We start from the raw sequence: 22576 nt of genomic DNA, 5'->3' as shown, positions 1-22576 counted from the left end.
GACTAATGACTAATGACCAATGACCAATGACCAATGACTAATGACCAATAACCAAGTTTAGCTAGGCAAATCTAACTTACATTCCAATGCTTTTTTTTGCATGGTTTTAAAAATATTGTAAAATCCATTCGCACGGGAAGGTGTCAGGCTAACATTTAAACCTGTTTCTTGAATAAAATCTGGAGTAAGTTGAACAATCTCAGTTGGCGTTAGTCCATGTAATCCCTCTACCAGAAGCCCGACTAATCCTTTGGTTAACTGAGAATCGGAATCGCCCTGAAATACAACCTTACCATCATCCAAGGCTGCGGTGATATAAACTTGAGACACACAACCAGGAACTTTGTTTTCGGGTAATTTATCAGCTTCTGGGAACTCATTGAGCTTCTGAGCATACCAGATTAGCTGTTCGTAGCGTCGCTTCGGTTCGGAAGCGCGTTGAAAGCGCTGGACAATTTTAGCGAGTGCAGGTGGCAAAGAATCTAGAGTTGAGGACATAACAGAAGCTGAAAACGATCGGTATCTCCTTGAGTGTAGATTATCTTTAGAGCAATCGCGCCTCTGGTTCTCTTGGCATTATCAAGCTTGCCATTACTGACTCTAATTTATCAAATCCAGCTAATTACTGCGTAGTCGCAGCCCAAGCTAGGTATCGCATCCCCATCGTCCAGGTTTTTCAATGCCTCTAATTACAAAAACTTAATTTTATTCTAAATAGAAAACTATATAACTTCGTAGCATATTGTCTGCGAATCTACTGCGCTTACCTTTGCGTCCCTCTGCCTTGAAATTTCAACCCTCAATTCTCCACGATTCGACAATGCTATGCTTACGCACTTACAAAATTAGCTGCAAGTAGATTTAACCAAGCAGCTAGATAACTATCAACAATAATTAAAAATTAAAAACCAAAAAAAATTCTGATTTTTAATTTTTAATTTCTCTCCCTTGAGGATTAATTTGTAGTTTGTGCAGCTAACATCTGCTTCAGCTTTTCTAATTCCGAAGCCCAACGAGGATCTGGACGAATAGCGTCTGAATCGGTGGTTGTAGTGCTGCTTTCGCGAGAACCTCCGCCACCGCCGCCACGACGAGGCTTCTTAGAGCTTTTCTCACGACGGCTACCTTCTCTGTTGGGGCTAGGAGTTGGGGTACTATTACTAGTACTAGCAATAACTGGTTTAGGAGCTTGCTCGTCGCCCTCTTCACCCTTTGTCCGAGGTAATGCCTTCTCTAGCTTAATGGGAGTGTCTTTGAACATCTGACCATTATACTTTTCAATAATTTCGTCAGCTTGTTCGTCATTATTGACTGTAAGAAAACCGAAACCACGGCATTTGCCAGTTTTGCGGTCTTTAATTAATTTAGTAGTTACAGCATCACCTTCTGCTGCAAAAACGGCTTGCAGATCTTGACGATCTATTTCATCTTTAGGCAAATTACCTATATATAGGCGAACGGACATGAACTATACCTCCAGAGTTGAATGAACATGGCAAGGCAAGAAAACAATCATTTAGCTTTGGCTTTTAAATAGATGCTATTGACCAAGACTGCCATAAACCAATTTTTTTGCTCGAAACTGTCAACCTATACAACAATACAGTTTTTCGTCGGGATCAAGCTTGTTTAATCCAAAGGCTCACACTAATGGTGAGCTAATAACACCTTAATTCTAAGAATTGTAAATTTAATAGCCTATTGCCTGCTAAAGTACCCGCTTTCTTCTATGCCCTTTTTCGCAGAATCAAATACCATTCCTTACATTACCACGGTATTTTCTACGTAGCTAGTTTAGCGCCTACATTTTCAGCATTACTATTACTAGATCGTAACATAAAACACATTTTTTTATGCAAGTGAGCATATTTTGAAACAAAAACCAGCCAGTGGCTGGTTAATTTGCTGCTGTGTTGGGAGGATAAAAGGTATAGAGCGGGGAAAAAGCACCTAAATCCACAACTAAGCGGTGATGCTGAGTTATGTCGGTTGCTTTTGTTTGTGTAAATAAATGTAACATTTGTTAAGGAAACCTGCAACTTTTCTTTACATTCCGATTTGTCCTTTGTCCTTTGTCCTTTGTCCTTTGTCAATGCCCAATGACTAACCAGTTAGAAAGACGTATGCGCCCCAAGCCTGTGCTGCAACAGCCAAAAAAGTAGACCAAATGGGATGCGGGCTATGAATGGTTTTACCACTTTGAGTTTCTAGGGTTTGGATATCGATCCAAGGTGTTGCTCCTCGTCTGAACCAACCTGTGACGATAATTTGCCGCCCGATTAGATCCTGATGATTGACTGACTGTCCTAGCCAAGAAATGTGGTGCAATTTCACCAAACCTGCGCTGGATTGCAAGATTAAATCTTGCGCTAGGGTGTTACTAGTACCTTGACGACCTAATAATTTACCTACAAGACGCACGCTGACGCTATCAATAGGTAAGGCAGAAGGGTCAGCTAACAGGTTGGGTAAGCTGTCGTCAGTTTGTACGGTGGCAGGTTTAATATCGGGGAAGAAAGAATTAATCCGCATCACAGTACCGATGCTAAAGCCAATCAGAAGGCAGCCTGTAATGAAAGACCAATCTTCATATATCCACTTTAGATTTAAAAACTTGAGTGTGAATGCTAGTTGCCAGGTTAGCCAGACGAAAGCTGCAAACAAAAGCCCTAGAGGAATTCCCAACCAGGGAGCGACTTGTAATAGAAAAGACTGACGCTTAACCTTTGATGGAACGCTATCAAAATGTAGTTCGGTGTCTAGATGCCAGTGACGGGCTATTTGGCAGAGGCGTTCGAGGCGATCGCCCATTAAAGGATGGCTATTATTAATCGTAAACCATCGGCGATAAGGATTGGCGGTATCCCACTTCAAAAAGGATTCAAAAGATAGATTACTGGCAATAGTGCCCAAAGATAAACTCTGTTGGTAGCTAACTGGTGTCAGCAGATTTAAGCTTTCTAGTTGCCAACTGGTGTGTTCTTGTTTTTGGATGTCAGCGGCAATGCCAATGGCAATTTTGAGTAAAGCGCGAATCAGAGCATTGGGATTACCAGTAATTTCAGCGGCGACGCGATCGCTATAATAAAGCCGCAACCGCGACAACCACAATGCAGTCCCAGTCAGCAAACACCAAATTCCATAAATTAGACTTGCCAGAATTGTCACTGGCCAGCGCCAAATTTTCGCTGATATTTTGTCTCCCAACTCCGACACTTGCTGATATAGCTTATGAGTTGGTAGTGTCACCAGCAGCAACAAAGACATTACAGCAAAATCCCAGTGAGCTATATGCCCGAGCTGCGTGGCGTAAATAATGGCGATTTCATCATCTGCTAGCTGCTCTAATAGCCCTTGACTCACAACAATCCTGGCATTACGTGGTAAACTACCATAAGTCAGAATAATTGGTGCAGCCGTTGGTAAAATTCGCAGTTTGGGTAACGGCCAGTGCCGCTGTTGGCAACAACGTTGTAGCACCCGAACGGCTTCGCGGCTATGAGTATTCAATACATCTTTCGGAAATTCTCGCTGACCATACAAGTTCGCCAGTAGCAGATCCAGCAACCAAGGTGATACTCCGATTAAAATCACCAATGCGATCAGCAACAGTTGGGTAGGATCTTCGTATAAAAGCTGTATCGGCTCCAGATAAGGTAGTTTGACTAAAGTCTGGTTGATTAATCCCAATGCGAATTTGAGGATTTCTCGGATCGTCCAAAACAGGGCGATGAATGTCCCTGCAGACAGTAGCCGCAAGGGAATTAATTTTGGTTTACGTAGTGGTTGCCATGCTTTGGCGCGTTGTGCTTGCCGCCAATAAATAACGCCGAATAATTTGGCTTGAGTGCGGGTAACAGAACCCATGAAGCCGCTTAGGGGTGTAGCCGATGGTGGCGGTGGTGGCGGTGTCGCTAATGTAGCTTTGAGTCTAGCTAGTGGCACCATCGGCGGGATGTCGTCACTTTTGGTTTCTATGACTCGATCGTTTGGTTTTTCCTCTGATGTAGGAGTTTCCGGGGGAGTAATGGGGGTTGAATCTGGTGTTGAATTCTCAAAGGGAACAAATCCAGTTTCGACTTTTTTTGATTCTCGATCGGATTTTTTACGTTTTGTCAGATGTTCGAGAGCGCGTGTTGCCCACTCTTGAACTTGCGGATTGTTACTCTCAATGAGATTCTGGGAAATAGCGATCGCTTTGGAAACTTCGCCAGTGCGAGCATAAGCCATCACTAAACCAACCTGAGCTTGTAAGCTAGCAGTCCCATTATTTTGGCTGCTAGCAATAGGTTCTAGTTGAGCGATCGCTGTTTGGTAATTTCCCTGCTTGAGGGCAACTAAACCAGCCTCCAAAGACGGTTTGGCATGTGAAGGCATACAAATTCTGGCACTCCAATCTCTTCTAAACGATCCACGTTTGGGCAAAAGCGCGAACCTCGGATGCCGTGGAAATCAACCGCGCTCAAGTTTTGCTTGTCAACTAATTTTGGATTTTGGATTTTGGATTTTGGATTGAGCCTGACCACAAGGTTACTTGGCTCAAGGATTTTAAATTAAGGATTTTAGATTTGTTCTACCCACTAGGGGCAAGGCATGAACAAAAAAATCTAAAATTTAAAATCTAAAATCTAAAATCTAAAATCTAAAATTCGTAGTGAATTATTTCTCCACTGGTTGTTGACTAGAAAATACTGGAGCGATCGCGCTTAATTTTAACTCTGGATGGTCGCCCAATAACTGTTGACAATTCCATTCATTACGGAATAGCAACACTGGTCGTCCCATACTGTCTTTAACTGTAGTGGTATTGAATATTCGTCCCACTTTTTCTAATGCTTCCCAACCACCCTCAACCCAACGGGCGACACTGTAGGGCAATAAATCTAATATGGTTTCTACACCATACTCATTTTGTAAGCGAAACTGTACCACCTCGAATTGCAACTGACCCACCGCCGCCAAAATTGGATCGCGCTTGGCTTCATCAGTTGAATACATAATTTGCACAGCACCTTCTTCTCGCAATTCCGCAACGCCTTTTTGGAATTGTTTAGATTTCGAGGGGTTGGGATTCCTCAAAGATGCAAACAGTTCCGGCGAGAAATACGGAATCCCCTCATATTCGAGCTTTTGTCCCGTGTAAATTGTATCCCCGATCGCAAAAACACCAGGATTATTCAAACCGATCACATCGCCAGGATAAGCCACATCAATCGATTCTCGCTCTTGAGCAAAGAGTTTTTGCGGGCGAGATAGACGGATGAGTTTACCAATGCGGGCGTGATTCACCATCATATCTTTTTCAAACTTACCAGTGCAAACCCGGATAAATGCGACGCGATCGCGGTGTTTCGGGTCCATATTCGCTTGCAGTTTAAAGACAAACCCCGAAAATTCCGGGTATGTAGGGGGAACTTCGCCAACACTGCTGATATGAGAACCGGGTTTGAGGGCATAGTCGAGGAAATACTTGAGGAATAACTCGACCCCGAAGTTAGTCATGGCGCTACCAAAGAACACAGGCGTCATTTTGCCTTCGTGTATCAACTGTAAATCTAGCTCTGGGCCAACTCCTTCTAACAGTTCTAGATCGTTTTTCAGTTGGTAGTACAGGTTTTGTTCTAGCTGTTCTTCTATTCTCGGATCGCCTAATTCCACTATTGTATCGCGGGCTTCTCGGCTGCCGTGGGCGCTGCGTTCAAACAGGTGTATTTGTTGTTTGTGTCGGTCAAAAACACCTTTAAAGCGATCGCCCATCCCAATTGGCCAGTTTACCGCATAGGTTTGCAATCCCAATTCTTGCTCAATTTCATCCAACAATTCCAGAGGTTCCCTTCCTGGGCGATCGAGCTTGTTGATAAATGTAAAAATTGGGATACCCCGCAACTTACACACTTCAAACAATTTACGGGTTTGAGGTTCCAAACCTTTTGCCGCATCAATTAACATCACTGCATTGTCGGCAGCAGCGAGGGTACGATAAGTATCTTCACTGAAATCTTGGTGTCCGGGAGTGTCTAATAAATTGATTTGACAATTCTGGTATTCAAATTGCAACACTGTGGAAGTAATAGAAATACCTCGTTGTTGCTCCATCGCCATCCAGTCAGAAGTAGCCTTTCGCTGTGCCCGTCGCGCCTTAACGGCCCCAGCTTCGTGAATTGCACCCCCGTACAGGAGTAGCTTTTCAGTTAGTGTAGTTTTACCAGCATCCGGGTGAGATATAATCGCAAAGTTGCGGCGAAGTTCGACTGCTTGAATAAGTTCAGACTGAAGTTCAGTAGACATAAATGTATTTGTTTGAAAGCTAGCTTAATTTTTTTTGACTCTGGCAAGTCTTTTAATCTTAAGACAACGATGCTCATGATAGGGTCGTAGTATAACCAACAATCTGACTAAATAGGAGAAAGCAATGTACGACACAGACAAGCGAAAGCTTCTATCTGCCTTGTCTCATGGAGCGATTTTTTTCAGCACAACATTGGTATCTGTAGGCATACCTATCGCCATACTGCTCGTATCTGACGATCCTGTTGTTAAAGAAAACGCCAAAGAATCCATCAATTTCCACTTTAATGTCTGGTTTTATGGTGCAATTCTGGGAGCGCTGTTTTTTCTATTCGGTTGGTTAGTATTACCTCTATTATTGCTGGGGCCACTAGCCGGTCTGGGATATCTATTACATTGGGGATTAACAATTTGGGCGCTCATTAGAGTTTTCAACAATCCTGATATACCCTTCCGTTATCCTTATATTTTCCGAGTTTTTTAGCATAGATTATGGGTATGGGCATTGGGCACTTGTACTGAGCGTAGTCGAAGTATTGGGCATTGGGCATTGTAAATTATTTGTTATCAATTACAACATTTCATTAATTTGTAGCGAATTCTCTGCGTGCCTCTGCGTTTACCTTTGCGTCGGCAGTCACTCATGGAGGAAACCCCCTTTTCTACGAGACGCTTTGCGTTCGCGTAGCGTTCCAAAGGAAAGGCGCTAGCCTCTCACGAATGGGAGAAGACCGCGCTGCCTCCCCTTTGCTTTTAAATCTCAACCCTCAATTCCCCACAATTTTGCCAACAGACAGTCTTATCATTTTAAATTTTGAATTTCTTCATAATGTTGTTTTTTTTCCAGTCCGTCGGATAGGTGCAACCAAGCTGTAGAATACAAAATTGCCCTACAACTTGATTAAGAGTAGGGCCAAGGACGGTTAAGCACTGTTTGTAGTCTGTCTGACGGCAGGAAAATTTTAGCCTGCTTTTGTGACGCTTTGTTTTGTGTCTATTTGGGTTGTTTTTCTTGATAAAATTTTATGTTTCCTATACATCGCCCCCGTCGTCTGCGTACTCATCCTCAACTGCGCCGGATGGTTCGTGAAACTGTTTTAACAACAAGCGATTTAATTTACCCACTATTTGCTGTACCGGGTGAGGCAATCGCTAATGAAGTGAAATCCATGCCCGGAGTCTACCAACTTTCGGTAGATAAAATTATTGAAGAAGCAAAAGAAGTTTACGACTTAGGAATTCCTTCGATTATTCTATTTGGTATTCCGGCTGATAAAGATGTGGATGCCACTGGCGCTTGGCATGATTGCGGTATTGTCCAAAAAGCGGCGACGGCGGTAAAAGCAGCAGTGCCAGATTTGGTTGTAATTGCTGATACTTGTTTATGTGAATATACTAGTCACGGTCATTGTGGTTATTTACAAACTGGTGATTTAACAGGACGAGTTTTAAATGACCCAACTTTGGAATTGTTGAAGAAAACGGCAGTTTCCCAAGCAAAAGCAGGTGCTGATATCATCGCGCCTTCAGGAATGATGGATGGGTTTGTGCAGGCAATTCGTCAGGGTTTGGATGAAGCCGGATTTCAAGATACGCCGATTTTATCTTATGCTGCTAAGTATGCTTCGGGTTATTATGGCCCATTTCGGGATGCAGCAGACTCGACACCACAATTTGGGGACAGAAGAACTTATCAAATGGACCCAGGTAACGCCCGCGAAGCGATTAAAGAGATTGAATTAGATATCGCTGAAGGTGCTGATATGCTGATGGTTAAGCCAGCCTTGGCATATATGGATATTATTTGGCGCGTCAAAGAAGCAAGTAACTTGCCAGTTGCGGCTTACAATGTTTCTGGTGAGTATGCAATGGTGAAAGCTGCGGCTCTCAATGGTTGGATTGATGAAGAACGGGTGGTTTTGGAAACTTTAACTGGGTTTAAACGCGCTGGTGCAGATTTGATTTTGACTTATCATGCCAAAGATGCAGCGAGATGGTTAAAGTAGGCTAGGCATATTGAATACTAATTTAGTGGGAAATCTCACGCAGAGGCGCGAAGACGCAGAGTTGTGTTTTGGTGTTTGGGCGTGAGATTCTTTATATTTTGGGTTTGGCTGGTGCGAAATTCAAACAAAATTTAACTAATCCACGTTATACTTGTCATACGTGTATTGCAAAGATGATAAAAGTTATGCTCAGTGTCAGGCTGGATGAAGAAACAGAACGGCAGCTAGCCGATATTTTAGCTCACGAGCAAACAGACAAGAGCGAGTTAATCCGACGCTTGATTGCTGAACGCTGGCTAACCTTACAAGCGGGTAAAACTTTGGTAGAGAGGCGGGGTGGACACCCTGAACATCTGCTACAAGATGCACCAACGGATTTATCAGAACGCTCAAACCGTAAAAAAGCGATCGCTCAATATCTCAACAAGCGGCATTCATGACCTATTATCCGCTTATACTCGCGGATAGCGGGTTTTTGTTTGCGTACTACAGCGCCAGAGATCGGTATCACCAACAGGTGCGTCGCTTCTTTGAAAACTGTACTTCTAGGCTGGTAACTACGCCCATTTGTATTGCAGAAGTGGTGTGGTTGCTTAACTTTGATTGGCGTACACAAAACGAGTTTCTTCTAGATGTTGCTAAACAACTCTACGAGTGTGAGCAACTATTACCACAAGATTTTTCGCGCATTGCTGAGTTGAATACTCAGTACAGAGATTTACCAGGGGATTTTGCAGATTTATCCTTGATTGTTATTTCAGAGCGTTTGGATATTGCTGCGATCGCTACTTTGGATAGTGATTTTAATATTTATCGATGTTATCGGAAAAAACCTTTTGAGCGGGTGTTTTAGGGATGCGATGGCTACTTAATTATAATTTTTTCAAAAGTAAAATCACTATATGACATATCAGGAGACACCTTCAGACAACAATGATAAAACTTAATCTAAAAAATAACGACTTAAAAAATCTTGCGGAGTTAAAATTGGAATTCCGTTAAATTCTATCAACACCAATAAATCTAAATCACCAGTAACAATTGCTTCAGCATTTGCCGCAACAGCCGCAGCCAAAACTAAATTATCTTTTGGATCGCGTAATTGAGGAGCATCTACAGAGACAGTTGGACAATCATTTGATAAACCCTTGACTACAGAAATCAAATCCTCAACCGTATAACCTCTTTGTTGTAGTCGCAGTTGAAATTTATCACGTTTTAAAGTTGTTTCTAGTTCTAATAATAAAAATTCAGAAGCAAATATATTAATTTGTTGATTTCTTGCTAAACGCAAGGTTTTACCAGGAACACCTCCCCACAACAAAGCTGAAATCCAAACATTTACATCAAGGATAACTCTCATGGGTTAGACCATAACTCTTGTCTGACATCCTTGACAATTTCACTAATTTCTTCCAGCGTGGGTTGATTAGGATCGGGTTCTAAATCTTCTAAGCCTTGCAGAAATTCATCTAAATTTACATTCGGTTTAGTAATTTTTTTCAACACAATTTCATCTTCTGTAACCGAGACTTCATACTCAGTAGAGGGTTGAAGCTGTGCTAACACTTCTGGAGGAATTTCTAGCTTTCCATCAGCCGTTACTTTGGCAATAATAGCTGTGTTCATAATTTTCATATTTGAGTCTAATTCGATTTTATCCTTTTATTTATGGCATTTGGCTGGGGTGTAAATAAAGAATCGCTTGTATTTAGACAATTATAGGTAGACCTTTTTCTCCTTCCTTATCTCCTAATACTGTTCGGTTAAGGTAAGAGACGCGATGAATCGCCGTCTTTACAATAATCAGTCTTTCGTATTGACAGTGATTTATTGCATCTTTAGCGATCTAGAATTTTTATCAAAAAACCTTAACTGAACCGTATTGGGATATAACCAATCTGGCTGTAAAAATCGATTTCTTGGATAAGTTGGCTGCTGGTAATTAATCCTTGGTGATTTGAATTTTGTAGGACACGCATCTTGCGTGTCCTACAAAATGGTTGATTTGTTGAAGTTAGCTATTTACATGATAGGTAAATTGTCAAGTGTGTAGTACATAAATAGAGAATTCCCTTCTTTGCCAGAGTGGGAGGCGATCGCTGTTAAAATTTGGTTTGAGGGTTGCGATCGCTCAAGCTTGCTTTCGTAGTCTTTCTAGGTTTTGTTGATGCAATTCTGGGAAGTTTTCTAAATCATCTATTGACTGCGGTGCAGGGAAGATTACAGCGTCTTCAGAGGTGAATCTATCTAGATAAGTTTGAAAAGCTTCATCATCTTCTCTGTGGTCAAGAATATATTGACGCAATTGGACACGGGGCATTGTCATAAAATCTGGCTTACTCATACATATCTCTACTTCCCGTCTAGGTAAATTAGAATTTCATTTTCTTCACCAGCGAGAATCACAAGATTTTTTGTTCGTTCATCGATTCGCACTAAAAACACAGGTAAATACATTTTAGTAGCCCAAAAACTTAAGATAAACAACGTTTTCAATTGTTCTACAGTAGGGATATTTAAATTGTTGCTACAACAAATTTTTACTCTAACGTGATTAAAGTTAAGTTAGTATATTTCAATCGTGAATATCTGAGTATATTTTAAACATAACTCTACGTTTTATTACATAGAGAAACCAGCCGCATTTGGTAGAGTCAGAGGCGATCGCTGATAAAAGCTCTAAAATCTAAATTAAATAGCTTTGATATAGTTATGGCAATCACTCGCTCTATGCTAGGGGCCGTTTATTTAAAAAACCTAAACTCTAACTAGTGCGATCGCTCACTGTATTTGCGACAGCAGCACGATAAAATTCTAAAACCATAATCGTACTAAAAGGTCTAAATGGCAGAAACACTATTCTTCAACGCCTTACGGGAAGCCATTGATGAAGAAATGGCGCGTGACTCCAGCGTATTCGTTCTCGGTGAAGATGTTGGACACTACGGCGGTTCCTATAAAGTTACCAAAGACCTGTACCAAAAATATGGCGAACTCCGCATTCTAGATACCCCCATCGCTGAAAATAGCTTTACTGGGATGGCTGTGGGAGCCGCAATGACTGGGTTACGTCCGATCATTGAAGGCATGAACATGGGCTTTTTACTGCTTGCCTTCAATCAAATATCCAACAACGCTGGGATGCTGCGCTATACTTCTGGCGGTAACTTTAAAATTCCAATGGTAATTCGCGGCCCTGGAGGTGTAGGACGGCAGCTAGGTGCAGAACATTCCCAGCGACTAGAAACCTACTTCCAAGCTGTGCCAGGGTTAAAGATTGTTGCCTGCTCCACACCAAGAAACGCTAAAGGACTGCTGAAATCCGCTATCCGCGATGATAATCCGGTGTTGTTCTTTGAACACGTTTTACTTTACAACTTGAAAGAAGATTTACCAGAAGAAGAATACCTCCTCCCCCTAGATAAAGCAGAAATTGTGCGTCCAGGGAAAGATGTTACAATTATTACTTATTCCCGGATGCGCCATCATGTAGTGCAAGCCCTAAAAACTCTTGAAAAACAAGGATACGATCCAGAAGTTATCGATTTAATATCCCTCAAACCATTAGATTTTGATACCATTGGTGCATCAATACGTAAAACCCATAAAGTCATTGTTGTGGAAGAATCGATGCGCACTGCGGGTATTGGAGCAGAAGTCATCGCCTCAATCAACGATCGCTTATTCGATGAATTGGATGCGCCAGTACTACGGCTTTCTTCCCAAGATATCCCCACACCTTACAACGGCAATCTGGAACGACTAACAATCATTCAACCAGAGCAAATAGTAGAAGCTGTGGAAAAAATGGTGGCGTTGCGAGTATAGAGAAAAGGGAAAAGGGAACAGGGAATAGGGAATAAATTCAACCCCTACTCCCTACTTTGTACAGACGCGATTAATCCCGTCTCTACCCACTCCCCATTTCCCAACTCATAACTCCTCAAAAGAACGCTATTATAGCGTTTGTCAGTTGCGAGTTATGGTATGCAAAGACAGCAATCGCTATTAGTTTTGATTTTAGTCCTGATAATCGCCGCTATTACGGTGATTGCCACAATTCCGATACCTCTAGGGCTGGACTTGCGCGGAGGTTCACAGCTCACAATTCAGGTGAAACCATCAGCGGATATCCCCAAAATCACCGAACGCGAATTGGAAGGTGTGAAGAAAGTTGTCGAAGGCCGGATTAATGGTTTAGGTGTTTCTGAGCCAGTAATCCAAACAGTCGGTACAGATAAAATATTGGTGCAACTACCAGGAGTCAACGATCCAGAACAAGCTGAACGGGTGCTAGGGGGTACAGCACAGTTAGAATTTCGTACCCAAAAGGCGAATACAGAAACTCAACTGCTTGCTTTTCAAGCATCAAGAGCCGAATTGAAATTTAAGCAAGAAGAATTAAGAAAGAGTACCGACAAAGCGGCAATTGTCAAGAATCAAGAAGACTTACAAAAAAATAATCAAGCGATCGCAGAATTGTTTGAAAGCACTAATCCACCGCTAATTGGCAAATACCTCAAGGATGCCTATGGTGAACCCACTCAAGGTAACAACTGGAATGTTGCCATTCGCTTCGACCAAAAGGGTGGTGAACTGTTTGCCAATTTGACGAAAAATCTCGCTGGTACTGGGCGTAGCATTGGTGTTTTTCTAGACAATGAACTGATCAGCGCTCCTACTGTAGGTATAGAATTTGCCGCTACTGGGATTACAGGTGGTTCTGCCGTGATTACAGGACGGTTTACCGCCCAGCAAGCCAATGACTTAGGCGTGCAGTTACGTGGTGGCGCATTACCCGTACCAGTAGAAATCGCAGAAAGGCGGACAGTCGGAGCTACCTTGGGTAAAGATAGCATTCAAAGTAGTATTTATGCTGGAGTCGGTGGTTTGACTTTAGTATTAATATTCATGGTGGTTTACTATCGACTACCAGGATTGATTGCGGATATATCACTAGCGATCTACTCTCTCTTAACTTGGGCAACCTTTGCTTTGTTGGGCGTTACCTTAACTTTGCCGGGAATTGCTGGTTTTATTCTCAGTATTGGGATGGCAGTTGATGCCAATGTGCTAATTTTTGAAAGGACGCGGGAAGAATTGCGGGCAGGTAAATCTCTGTATCGTTCTGTAGAATCGGGTTTTTATCGGGCATTTTCTAGTATTTTAGATAGCAACGTTACTACATGGATTGCTTGCGCTGCCCTATTTTGGCTGGGGTCTGGTTTAGTTAAAGGTTTTGCTCTAACCTTAGCTTTGGGGGTAGCTGTGAGTATGTTTACTGCAATTACCTGTAGTCGGACATTGCTGTTTTTGGCAATTTCAATTCACTCTTTGCGCAAGACAGAACTTTTCTGTCCAAACCTGCCAGCATCGAATAAGGCAGAGGTGACTCAATGAAACTAAGTATTAATAAATCGCGATCGCTTTGGTGGACTATTTCTGCTGCTATCATCATCGCTGGTATCATCTCAATGGTGATTTCTTGGCAACAACCCAGTATTCGCGCACCCTTACGCCCCGGTTTAGATTTTATCGGTGGTACGCGGTTGCAGTTTGTCCGAGATTGCACCAAACCCGGTAACTGCGACAAACCAATCGATATCAACGCTGTCCGGGAAGTAGCAAAAGCGCAGGGACTAGGTGATAGCAGTATCCAACTTGTCTCAGAAAATGGTGTAGAAAATGGTGTACTAATTCGGTCAAAAGATTTGAGTGTCGATCAGCGTACCAAATTACAAAACGCTTTGAGCGAAGAAATCGGCGTTTTTGATCCACAAAAGAACCAGATTGACTCCGTTGGCCCCACTTTGGGAAAAGAACTGTTTACATCTGGGATGTTAGCTCTGATAGTTTCCTTCATCGGTATTACTATTTACATGAGCTTCCGTTTCCAGTTAGATTATGCTGTGTTTGCGATCGTTGCCCTATTCCACGATATCTTGATCACAGTTGGGGCTTTTTCAATTTTGGGTTTGGTGGCAGGCATCGAAGTAGATAGCCTGTTTATCGTCGCTTTACTTACGATCACAGGTTTTTCAGTCAACGATACAGTGGTAATTTACGATCGCATTCGGGAAACCCTGAAAATCCATCCCGAACAGCCAATTGCCCAAATTGTAGATGATGCGGTTAACCAAACATTGACAAGATCGATCAACACTACCTTAACCGTATTACTGACATTATCTGCAATCTTTCTATTTGGCGGAGAAACACTGAAATACTTTTCCCTGGCTTTGATTGTTGGCTTCACAATGGGGGCTTATTCGAGTATTTTCATCGCCAGTACTCTTCTAACTTGGTGGCGAGAGCGTCAAGGGGAATCCCAGGTGTTAGACAACGCTGATTCGATTGATACATCTCCCAGTTCCCAGGATAGTTAAACTTGTGTATATTTCAAAATTGGGTGAAAGCATTTTTAATTGCTCACCCACGCCTTGCAATTTTATTCCCCTATGGATCAACCGGAAGAACGATTAAATACTGTCCCAGACTTTGAGAAATCTGACCCATCGTTTGCTCAACAAGTACAAAGGCTACATCAGCTGACAGTATATGGCAGGTGGCTGTTTGTGGGCTGTTTATGGCTGACTGTTGCGCCTGTCTCCTTGTGGGGTCTACGTGCAGAAATTGCTCTGTGGCAACAATATTTTACCTGGGTAGCAGTGAGATTTGGATTGTTCTACCATCCACTGTCTACCTTCGGTCTCGCTTTTTGTCTGGGGATGACTGCTGCTGTTTTAGTTTGGCAAAGTCGGAATATTCTATTTGGACTGCCACCGCAGGAAAAACAACGTTTAGAAAAACAAGTTTATCGGATACGTCAACAGGGAGCAACTCATCCTCTATGGAAGTGGGTTTGTCATTAAATTTTCTTGCTCTACACGTACAGAAATTTATAGCAAAATATGACTGAAATCAAAGTTTAAATTGATGGGTAAGCAAGTTTGTAGTGAGTTAGCGCGGTCTTCTCCCAAGGGGAGACGCCAAGGGCGATGGGGGTTTCCCCCATGAGCGACTAACTTTCCCGTTGGGTCAGGACTTTAGTCCTTAATTTTCTCAGCACTCAAGTGCTTACTACAAACTTTTCATTACTAGCTAGCTTAGACATTGTACGAGACATCTGCTGAAAAAGAATGTAAAGACTTAGTAGTGCTACGTCTCTACAAGACTTCTGAATAATGCATATTTAATTTCATTAAATGTCTGCTCAAAGATACTGCTAAAAGTGGATGCCATACATGAACGATCTTCAGATTAAGTTTAGCGATCGCAAGTCTGAAATTGACCTTTATCAACTCCAAGAACTGTTAAACGTTTCCGCTTTCTGGGCAAAGGGACGCAGTATTGAAGACTTAGGTATCGCTATTGCCAACAGTGAGCCAGTAATTTCCGTCTGGAATAGCAATCGGCTCATTGGCTTTGCCAGAGCAACATCTGATGGCATCTATCGCGCCACAATTTGGGATGTTGTGATTCATCCAGAGTATCAACATAGTGGTTTGGGAAGCAATTTAGTAGAAACCGTTTTAAGACATCCTCGTATGAAGTCGGTTGAGCGAGTTTACCTGATGACTACTTACCAACAGGGTTTCTACGAAAAGATTGGTTTTCAAAGCAACACTACCACTACGATGGTGCTACACAATCAAGCTAACCGTACTTTCCTTGCTGCTACAGAAATTCAGCTTCAAGAATCATCGAAATAGTTCCGAGCAATGAGTGCTGTTAGCAGAAAGCTAGGGTTTAGCCCGTGCTGAGTATAAGAACTGTAGTAGGGTAGTCAAGGCGCAAGATTTCCTATTTACTACTCAGGACTCAGCACTACTCACTAAAGGGATAGATATTTGTATTCTGGTACGCAAGAGTGGTTCCTTGACAATAGTCGAGGGCAAGATTTCTAACTTTCCTCCCATAACTTCCACCAAAGTCTGATTGATTAATAGTCTCATTCCTGGGGAAAGAGTAGCGTTTTTGTGGTCAATCGGAGTCAACCGCTCTTCAAATTTGAGCAAATCAATCGGCTCACTCAAAGGTACAGCATGAGTTGGTAAATCTAGCCAAATTTTTACAAAATTGTTTGTAGGTAGAGTGCTAGTGGAAATACAAATGCTGCCTTCCTCCATTTGAGTAATCGCAGTGTCTATTAAACTTATCAATAATTGGCGGAGCCAGAGGTAATCTGTCAAAACATAAATTTCGGAGTCTGGGGGTAATAATTTTAAGGGAAAATTGCGATTTGCCGCCAGCATATAAGTTAAGTCATGAACCTCCTCTAAAATTTGGGCTAAGGGTCTAGGCTGAATATCTAATTTATTGGTGCCGTGTTCAGTTCTAGCAACATTGAGAATTTCATCCATTAGCTTCAGCAACTTCAGCGTTCGCTCGTGAGCTTGGGCAATGAATTCTCGCTCTTCAGCTGGATTTTCACACAAATCTGACAAAATTAATTGATGTAAGCCAATCAAACCATTAAAAGGCGATCGCAATTCATGGGTAGTCCGCGCCAAAAAACCAGCTTTAAACTGGCTCATTTCCTTTGCCATCAAATATGCCAGCTGTGTTTGCTGTAGCTGTTGTGATATTAGCGACATATCCTGTTGAGCTAATGGCGCTACTGGGGATGAGCTAGATGAAACATTAGGCGATGCCTGCTTTGGGCGTAGCCATCGCCCAAATAACTGAGGAAAAACCATACCTAGTGCTATTCCTACTCCTAGATATATCCAGTTGCTCCAATTCATATCTGGCAATTATTAACTTGCTAATTAAGTACAACAGCGCCAACTAAAGTTTCAGATTTCTCTGTTGTTAACACCACGAAAACAACATTATAACTACCTATACTTAGTTATCACTCGATAAATCTAACTCGATGGCACCTTGTCGCAAAATCTGCCAATTTATCCCTGTCCATTTCGCAACGGTGGAAGGTATACCCATCCCTGGTATTTCACTCTGGTATTCTGTCGTTGCTAAAGTAAGAACTTTAGGAAACTGAGTCTCAATTTCTGCCATTGTTTGCAAAGGCGGCTGACCAGAAAAATTGGCGCTAGTGGTGGCAAGAGGGCCTGTTTGCGCCAAAATAGTTTGAGCGATCGCACTGTTCGGTACTCGAATCCCAATTGTTGTTGGATCGATGGGATTCATAACTTTTGGTAAGCGTTCGCTCGCTGGCAAAACTAATGTCAGCCCTCCTGGCCAATATTTATCTGCTACTTCTTGCCAAACTTTATATTCATTCTCACTACCTTTGACATATGGCCACAAATCTTCAGCACTAGCCGCCATCAAAATCAAAGGTTTGTCTTGACTGCGTTGTTTCGCCGCAAAAATTAATCCTGCTTTTTCTGGCATCGCTGCAAGTGCCGGAACAGTATCCGTCGGAAAGCTCACCAAAACACCAGCACGTGCGCCAGCTATTAGATTTATTAAAGAAACTTGGGTCATATTTACAAAATGAGGAGTTAGAAGTTAGGAGTGAGGAATTTCATAACTCATCACTCATCACTCCTAACTTTTGTAGGCCAGGGCAAAACGTTCAATTCCAGCTAAATCAGCGTGAATTTGAATCTTACAATAGCTACCTTGATTTTGTAAAAGTTCTCGCACTGCATCCGCTTGTCCAGCCATCATCTCAATCAGCCACACGCCACCCGATTGCAAATAACTAGGGGAGATTTCGATCAAATGACGAATGCAATCTAAGCCATCAAGGCCACCATCCAAAGCCAGATGTGGTTCGTGGTTAACGACTTCTGGTTGCAAAGTCAGTAAGGTGTTGGTGGGTATGTAAGGGGGATTCGACACCATACCACTGAACTGACCTTTTAAGAATGTCAGTGGCTCCCACCAAGAACCTTGATAAAATTGAATCCGGTCAGCAAAACCCAAATTATCAGCGTTGGTTCGAGCGATCGCCAGAGCTTCTAAACTGTAATCAACTGCATGAATTGTGGCTTTTGGCAAGACATCTGCTAATCCGATGGCGATCGCACCACTCCCAGTCCCTAAATCCGCCCAATGTCCTGAAGTATTGCTAGTAGATGCTTCAGCTAAATCGATTAAACACTCTGTCTCTGGTCTAGGAATCAAAACTGCACTCGACACCGCGATTTTAAACTGACGCCAAGGTGTAACTTTGGCAATGTACTGCACTGGTAAGCGGTCATTTAATCGCCTCTGCCACAGATGCTCTAACTCTTCTAGCGGCAATTGCAGTTGAATTTGCGGCCAGTTTTTAAAAGACTCTAAACGCAGTGCCAAGCGGTCTAATCCAGCAACTTCGAGGAGCAACCAATCTACCTCCATTGGTGGGACATCAGTGGCGATCGCTGCTTCTTGAGCTGCATTCCGCCACTGCCAAAGTTGTAAACCAGAGACTATCAGATGTTTCTCCCCCATACCTCAACCTTGGAGCGCATATCCGTTATTTTTTCGGAGCGGGGGCAGCAGCTGGCTTGGCTGCTGGTGATTGATTTGGTGCCAGGGAGCGAATAAAGTTGATCGACTCCCGTGATGGATACAGAACAATTTTATTGATACTAGGATCGCTGCTGCTATTGAGAGCTTCCATAACACCGTACAAATCCACCACCTGAATTTCAGTATTGGCTCCTTCCTTTGGCACGGCTTTTTTGAATTCCTCTAACAGAGCCACTGCTTGTTCTTTCTCAAAAAAGAAAGGGATGTATCGCTCATTACCTTTAGCAAGGGGAATAGTCAGATAGCTATTATCTTTCTTAAATTTGGGTACAAATAAGGGAATACCGTTGAATTGCTCTACCTTTTTACCACTTTGATTGAGCATACTTGTTGCCGAGGCTACTTGCTGTTGCGTCGGAACTAAAGTATAAATCACAGAATCTGATTTCTTTTTGCTTTCTTGAACTATTTTATAGTAGTCTGCCAAGGACAAAGGTCTAACCTGTAGAGTGCTTGCTAACTGAGGATTTTCTTTTTTGAGCCGATTGTCAAGGAATTTTTGAGCATCTTGCTTGCTAATAAAAAATCCTACTTGCGAGATCGGCTTGGATGCGTTGTTTCTCGAAAGAACTACGAATTCGCCTTTAGGATTGGTGAGCGTGAATACTGGTACTTCTTGGAGCTTTTTCACTACCTGATCTTGTGGCAGAGCGATCGCCTCTAGATTGCCCATTCCTGGTATATTGCCTATTCCTGAAAGCCCTGTTAAAAATACACTGCCAGCTATACCCAATGTTGCGCCTAAGCGAATAAATGATTTCATGACTGCTCCTCGCATCAATAGTCCAATTAAATTAAACAAATGGTTGGATTTGCACAGCACCAACTAGCTTTAGTTATATAGCAATTCATTTTAGTTTTGAAAAATTCATTATGCGCGTTGAGGTTGAGTGTTAAGCGTGAGGCAGCCCAGTCTTGTTGTTCCAAGAAAGAGGGACTGCCGTTAGCGCAAGCGGTAGCGACACAGGAGCGTCACCCGGAGTTTCAACGGTCAAAATCCAATGTTCCCTAACTATTTAGAGTTGCTATAGTATCGTTTTCACAAATTGGCTGTGCTAACGTTGTGTTTTTCTAGGTTTCGCTTCGCTATTTACCGCGAAATGCCGTAGATGCTTATTATATGTCTTCTCAAACAGCAAAAAGTTTCTCCATCTCTCCAACCTTGGAGATGATAAATGCTATTTTATCGACTTTTTCTAATATTGGTTGACGCTATTACTTAATCAACGTTCCATCTGCGATTGCTTTAATATCTTCTCAAATCTATACAAAGCTCAGTGTTCAGAATATCTTACTACTGAATGACGAAATTTGTCTGTTAGGCTTCAACCACAGAACAGCCTAATTGGTCTTCACCGTAAAAATATCTAATTAAATTGCAGATGTTAGTAAATAAAACTTAACTAACTACCCTAGCTGTTAACTATATTAATTAAATCGGGATGACAGGATTTGAACCTGCGGCATCCTGCTCCCAAAGCAGGCGCGCTACCAAGCTGCGCTACATCCCGTTATACTCATCCGCTTTTTTGGGTTTGCTTTTTAGCTCCCCATCAAAGCGATCGCGCTTTCACAAAAGCGTTAAGGCAATCATATCACATAACACTGCTCATGCCTAATATATTTAACGTGAGTTCGACGAGTGCGATTTTGACCTCTCCCCCAGCCCCTCTCCTACCAGGAGAGAAAGCAAAAACCCTCTACTTTCGCTACTCCTTCCTCTCCTTACCCAGACGCACTCGCGTTCGCCTTTTAAAAGAGGGAGGCTGTCCGGGAGAGGTCTGTCGAACTCACGTTATATTTATATCTTCTGCAAATACTAGCTAGATTAGATATTTGGATTGATAAAGATTAAAGGTTTGTCTGCCGACTTAGTTATACAAGAGATATTACTTGTGCGTTCGTCGGCTAAACCTTGTCAAACCAAATTTCAATAATAGATTTGTACTACTATACCTGATTTTATTGTGCGAATCGGGTTTTATTTGGATTGAGCATTAGTGAGGATACCAGAACATGCCTTTGATGCCTTCTGGATCGGCCATAAACCCCATAGTTCGGTAGAAATCTACAACATGGGGGTCAGCGAAGAGAGTGACATTACTAATTTCTTCACTCCTAAGTTTTTTGAGAACGTATTTCATCAGCGCCTTGCCCAGTCCTTGACTTTGAAAGTCTGGATGAACCACTACATCCCAGATAGTGGCATTAAAGGCGTGATCTGAGGTAGCACGGGCAAAACCAATGAGCCGCTTTTGGTTTCCTCTCACTTGCCACATTGAAGCAACGAGAAAACTATGCTCAATAGCTTTTTTTACTTTTCTTAGAGGACGACGCGACCAACCAACTGCATCACAGAGTTCTTCTAACTCATATAGGTCAATATCTCGTTCCGTGCTGAAGACGATCCGAGCCTCCTTTGAAGCAGCTTCGCTAATACTACTCGGGCTAGAGTTGCCCGCAGTTTCTGCTGTATGCTCTTCAAAGAGATTTGTCCTAGTTGTCCCTACAGATTCAGGAGTACTAAACCAAGTTTTCCAAAAACCCATGCCAACGCGGTTCGGGTAGTATAACTGAATTGGTTTCCACTCTTAGGAGTGTTGATTCACTTTTAACATCGCTACCCCCATTTATTACCCTATTACACTCAAAGTTTTTCGGTTGTTTTCGGGATTTGCAATGGTAACAGCCAGTTAGAGCGTGTTTCACACCAATCATTTTCAACTTTAGCATTTTGTTGTAAAGGCTAGGAGAAATTCACCAAAAGGGTAAGGATATAACTAATTCAAAATTCACGCATTCACGCATTCAAATGAAAAAACCTAATCGTGGCAATTGCTCGTATAGAGCTTAAATGCACGTTAGCTTAGGAGTGTATTGTATAGGGGATTTGGGTATAAGGTATGGAACATTGAGAACACTCTTCTCTTGTCCCCCTTGTCCCCTTGTCCCCAGTCCTTAACATCTAACCCCTAACACCCAGCCCCCAGATGACGAAAGCAAGCGAGTTTTACCCTTAACAATGGCTTCTGGTTTAAAATCTTCGACACTGGAACTCCTAAAGCGCTTTAATCGAGCGTTTCCCCAGTTTTATGAGCAATTCGTCAGTAGTGAAATTCAACTGCAAAATTTGCGGCTAGCCTACCGTCTCTATAAAAGTAGACGCGCTGTGATTGAACTGAAACCGGAAGGTAGCAAAAGTGCCCTGCATTTTGCTTACCGCAACCAGTCTTTTCTCCTCAGCGATATTTTTGGTGTACTAGCAGCTTATGGGTTGACTATCCACGGTTTAAGTCTATACGGTCAAATCCGTCCGCCAATGTTAGTTTTTATCAAACTGTTGGTATCTCGTGGTAGTAAAGCCTTGACCGAGAAAACCGCAGAAAATGTCTGTCGCGCTATTCGCGAGGCTTTAGGAGGTCGGTTTGAGGTAGAAGAGATGCTGGCAGTAGAATTTAATCTTGACACTGGCTTAGAGCAGGTACAAACTGAGTTTTATGTCGATCCGGTATTTCATCTCCCTGCCTTAGTGATTGAAGCTGATAATCAACCAGGATTATTTTACAAAGTGATGTATGCTATCTGGCAGGAAGACCTTCTAGTCGTCAATGCCAATTTACTGGTTTGGCGCGGACGTACACGGCTAATTCTCTACTTGTTAGGGCCGAATGAAAGTCTCATTCCTGAATATCTGGGTCACAAAATTGCTGAAGGAGTGCGACAGAGGTTGCTGGGTAAATAAAAAAAGTAAAAAGTTATGAGTTATGAGTTATGAGTTAAAAATTCTTCAC

Annotated in this window: 23 protein-coding genes and 1 tRNA gene; 10 read left to right on the top strand and 14 right to left on the bottom strand. The window is 42.4% G+C overall.

Features of this window, described 5'->3' with window-relative positions; translation table 11 throughout:
* Positions 1 to 57: 57 nt before the first annotated feature.
* The 4 genes from ACR5KR_RS16315 to prfC all read right to left on the bottom strand — a co-directional run bounded on the left by ACR5KR_RS16315 (position 58) and on the right by prfC (position 6288).
* The gene (locus ACR5KR_RS16315; RefSeq protein ID WP_334770680.1) at positions 58 to 498 is read right to left on the bottom strand and encodes a SufE family protein; all 441 of its coding nucleotides are present in this window, start codon (positions 496 to 498) and stop codon (positions 58 to 60) included.
* A 457-nt stretch (positions 499 to 955) separates the two neighbouring features.
* Entirely contained in the window at positions 956 to 1465 is a 510-nt protein-coding gene (locus tag ACR5KR_RS16310; RefSeq protein ID WP_448267197.1) for an RNA recognition motif domain-containing protein, read from the bottom strand.
* Between the two features lie 638 nt (positions 1466 to 2103).
* Positions 2104 to 4377, bottom strand: a complete 2274-nt coding sequence (locus ACR5KR_RS16305) for a M48 family metalloprotease (RefSeq protein WP_448267196.1) — start codon at positions 4375 to 4377, stop codon at positions 2104 to 2106.
* A gap of 282 nt (positions 4378 to 4659) precedes the next feature.
* A complete protein-coding gene (prfC, locus tag ACR5KR_RS16300) occupies positions 4660 to 6288 on the bottom strand; it encodes a peptide chain release factor 3 (protein ID WP_445631455.1) in 1629 nt (542 codons plus the stop codon).
* Between the two features lie 124 nt (positions 6289 to 6412).
* Between prfC and ACR5KR_RS16295 the strand changes: the two genes are divergently transcribed.
* The 4 genes from ACR5KR_RS16295 to ACR5KR_RS16280 all read left to right on the top strand — a co-directional run bounded on the left by ACR5KR_RS16295 (position 6413) and on the right by ACR5KR_RS16280 (position 9147).
* The gene (locus ACR5KR_RS16295; protein ID WP_445631456.1) at positions 6413 to 6772 is read left to right on the top strand and encodes a DUF4870 domain-containing protein; all 360 of its coding nucleotides are present in this window, start codon (positions 6413 to 6415) and stop codon (positions 6770 to 6772) included.
* A gap of 541 nt (positions 6773 to 7313) precedes the next feature.
* On the top strand, positions 7314 to 8294 hold the full coding sequence (gene hemB / locus ACR5KR_RS16290) for a porphobilinogen synthase (RefSeq protein WP_448267195.1): 981 nt from the start codon (positions 7314 to 7316) through the stop codon (positions 8292 to 8294).
* Positions 8295 to 8467: 173 nt separating this feature from the next.
* Positions 8468 to 8734, top strand: coding sequence for a hypothetical protein (locus ACR5KR_RS16285; protein WP_445631458.1), 267 nt, complete (start codon positions 8468 to 8470; stop codon positions 8732 to 8734).
* A complete protein-coding gene (locus tag ACR5KR_RS16280; RefSeq protein ID WP_445631459.1) occupies positions 8731 to 9147 on the top strand; it encodes a type II toxin-antitoxin system VapC family toxin in 417 nt (138 codons plus the stop codon). Before ACR5KR_RS16285 ends, ACR5KR_RS16280 begins: the two co-directional genes overlap by 4 nt.
* 90 nt (positions 9148 to 9237) lie before the next feature.
* On the opposite strand, the gene ACR5KR_RS16275 is transcribed toward ACR5KR_RS16280, so the two are convergent.
* The 4 genes from ACR5KR_RS16275 to ACR5KR_RS16260 form a co-directional block, all read right to left on the bottom strand.
* Entirely contained in the window at positions 9238 to 9657 is a 420-nt protein-coding gene (locus ACR5KR_RS16275) for a putative toxin-antitoxin system toxin component, PIN family (protein ID WP_448267194.1), read from the bottom strand.
* Positions 9654 to 9923, bottom strand: coding sequence for an AbrB/MazE/SpoVT family DNA-binding domain-containing protein (locus tag ACR5KR_RS16270; protein WP_445631462.1), 270 nt, complete (start codon positions 9921 to 9923; stop codon positions 9654 to 9656). The genes ACR5KR_RS16275 and ACR5KR_RS16270 overlap by 4 nt, the downstream gene beginning before the upstream one ends.
* 505 nt (positions 9924 to 10428) lie before the next feature.
* Entirely contained in the window at positions 10429 to 10641 is a 213-nt protein-coding gene (locus ACR5KR_RS16265; RefSeq protein ID WP_292706909.1) for a DUF6887 family protein, read from the bottom strand.
* Positions 10642 to 10649: 8 nt separating this feature from the next.
* Entirely contained in the window at positions 10650 to 10811 is a 162-nt protein-coding gene (locus ACR5KR_RS16260) for a DUF6888 family protein (RefSeq protein WP_448270216.1), read from the bottom strand.
* 330 nt (positions 10812 to 11141) lie between these two features.
* Between ACR5KR_RS16260 and ACR5KR_RS16255 the strand changes: the two genes are divergently transcribed.
* From ACR5KR_RS16255 to ACR5KR_RS16235, 5 genes are all read left to right on the top strand, one after another.
* Positions 11142 to 12125 carry an alpha-ketoacid dehydrogenase subunit beta gene (locus ACR5KR_RS16255; RefSeq protein WP_322697102.1) on the top strand — a complete coding sequence of 328 codons (984 nt, stop codon included), beginning with the start codon at positions 11142 to 11144 and terminating at the stop codon, positions 12123 to 12125.
* Positions 12126 to 12284: 159 nt separating this feature from the next.
* On the top strand, positions 12285 to 13697 hold the full coding sequence (secD, locus tag ACR5KR_RS16250; protein ID WP_448267193.1) for a protein translocase subunit SecD: 1413 nt from the start codon (positions 12285 to 12287) through the stop codon (positions 13695 to 13697).
* A complete protein-coding gene (gene secF, locus ACR5KR_RS16245) occupies positions 13694 to 14683 on the top strand; it encodes a protein translocase subunit SecF (protein WP_448267192.1) in 990 nt (329 codons plus the stop codon). The genes secD and secF overlap by 4 nt, the downstream gene beginning before the upstream one ends.
* A gap of 72 nt (positions 14684 to 14755) precedes the next feature.
* Entirely contained in the window at positions 14756 to 15169 is a 414-nt protein-coding gene (locus ACR5KR_RS16240) for a hypothetical protein (protein ID WP_445631466.1), read from the top strand.
* A 372-nt stretch (positions 15170 to 15541) separates the two neighbouring features.
* Positions 15542 to 16009, top strand: coding sequence for a GNAT family N-acetyltransferase (locus tag ACR5KR_RS16235; RefSeq protein WP_445631467.1), 468 nt, complete (start codon positions 15542 to 15544; stop codon positions 16007 to 16009).
* A 102-nt stretch (positions 16010 to 16111) separates the two neighbouring features.
* On the opposite strand, the gene ACR5KR_RS16230 is transcribed toward ACR5KR_RS16235, so the two are convergent.
* The 6 genes from ACR5KR_RS16230 to ACR5KR_RS16205 form a co-directional block, all read right to left on the bottom strand.
* Positions 16112 to 17044, bottom strand: a complete 933-nt coding sequence (locus ACR5KR_RS16230) for a sensor histidine kinase (RefSeq protein WP_448267191.1) — start codon at positions 17042 to 17044, stop codon at positions 16112 to 16114.
* A 103-nt stretch (positions 17045 to 17147) separates the two neighbouring features.
* Positions 17148 to 17750: an L-threonylcarbamoyladenylate synthase gene (locus tag ACR5KR_RS16225; RefSeq protein ID WP_448267190.1), complete on the bottom strand. Its 603-nt coding sequence runs from the start codon at positions 17748 to 17750 to the stop codon at positions 17148 to 17150.
* 63 nt (positions 17751 to 17813) lie between these two features.
* Positions 17814 to 18704, bottom strand: a complete 891-nt coding sequence (gene prmC / locus ACR5KR_RS16220) for a peptide chain release factor N(5)-glutamine methyltransferase (protein ID WP_445631470.1) — start codon at positions 18702 to 18704, stop codon at positions 17814 to 17816.
* 25 nt (positions 18705 to 18729) lie between these two features.
* On the bottom strand, positions 18730 to 19548 hold the full coding sequence (locus ACR5KR_RS16215; RefSeq protein WP_448267189.1) for a Tic22 family protein: 819 nt from the start codon (positions 19546 to 19548) through the stop codon (positions 18730 to 18732).
* A gap of 674 nt (positions 19549 to 20222) precedes the next feature.
* Positions 20223 to 20296 (bottom strand) — tRNA-Pro (locus tag ACR5KR_RS16210).
* A gap of 486 nt (positions 20297 to 20782) precedes the next feature.
* Positions 20783 to 21334 carry a GNAT family N-acetyltransferase gene (locus tag ACR5KR_RS16205; RefSeq protein ID WP_322671979.1) on the bottom strand — a complete coding sequence of 184 codons (552 nt, stop codon included), beginning with the start codon at positions 21332 to 21334 and terminating at the stop codon, positions 20783 to 20785.
* 473 nt (positions 21335 to 21807) lie between these two features.
* On the opposite strand from ACR5KR_RS16205, the gene ACR5KR_RS16200 reads away from it, so the two are divergent.
* Positions 21808 to 22527 (top strand): hypothetical protein, encoded by a 720-nt coding sequence (locus ACR5KR_RS16200; protein ID WP_445631472.1) that lies wholly within the window; start codon positions 21808 to 21810, stop codon positions 22525 to 22527.
* Positions 22528 to 22576 lie beyond the last annotated feature (49 nt).

Source organism: Nostoc sp. DSM 114159 (assembly GCF_053470285.1).
This window is presented reverse-complemented; position numbering and strand designations above follow the sequence as displayed.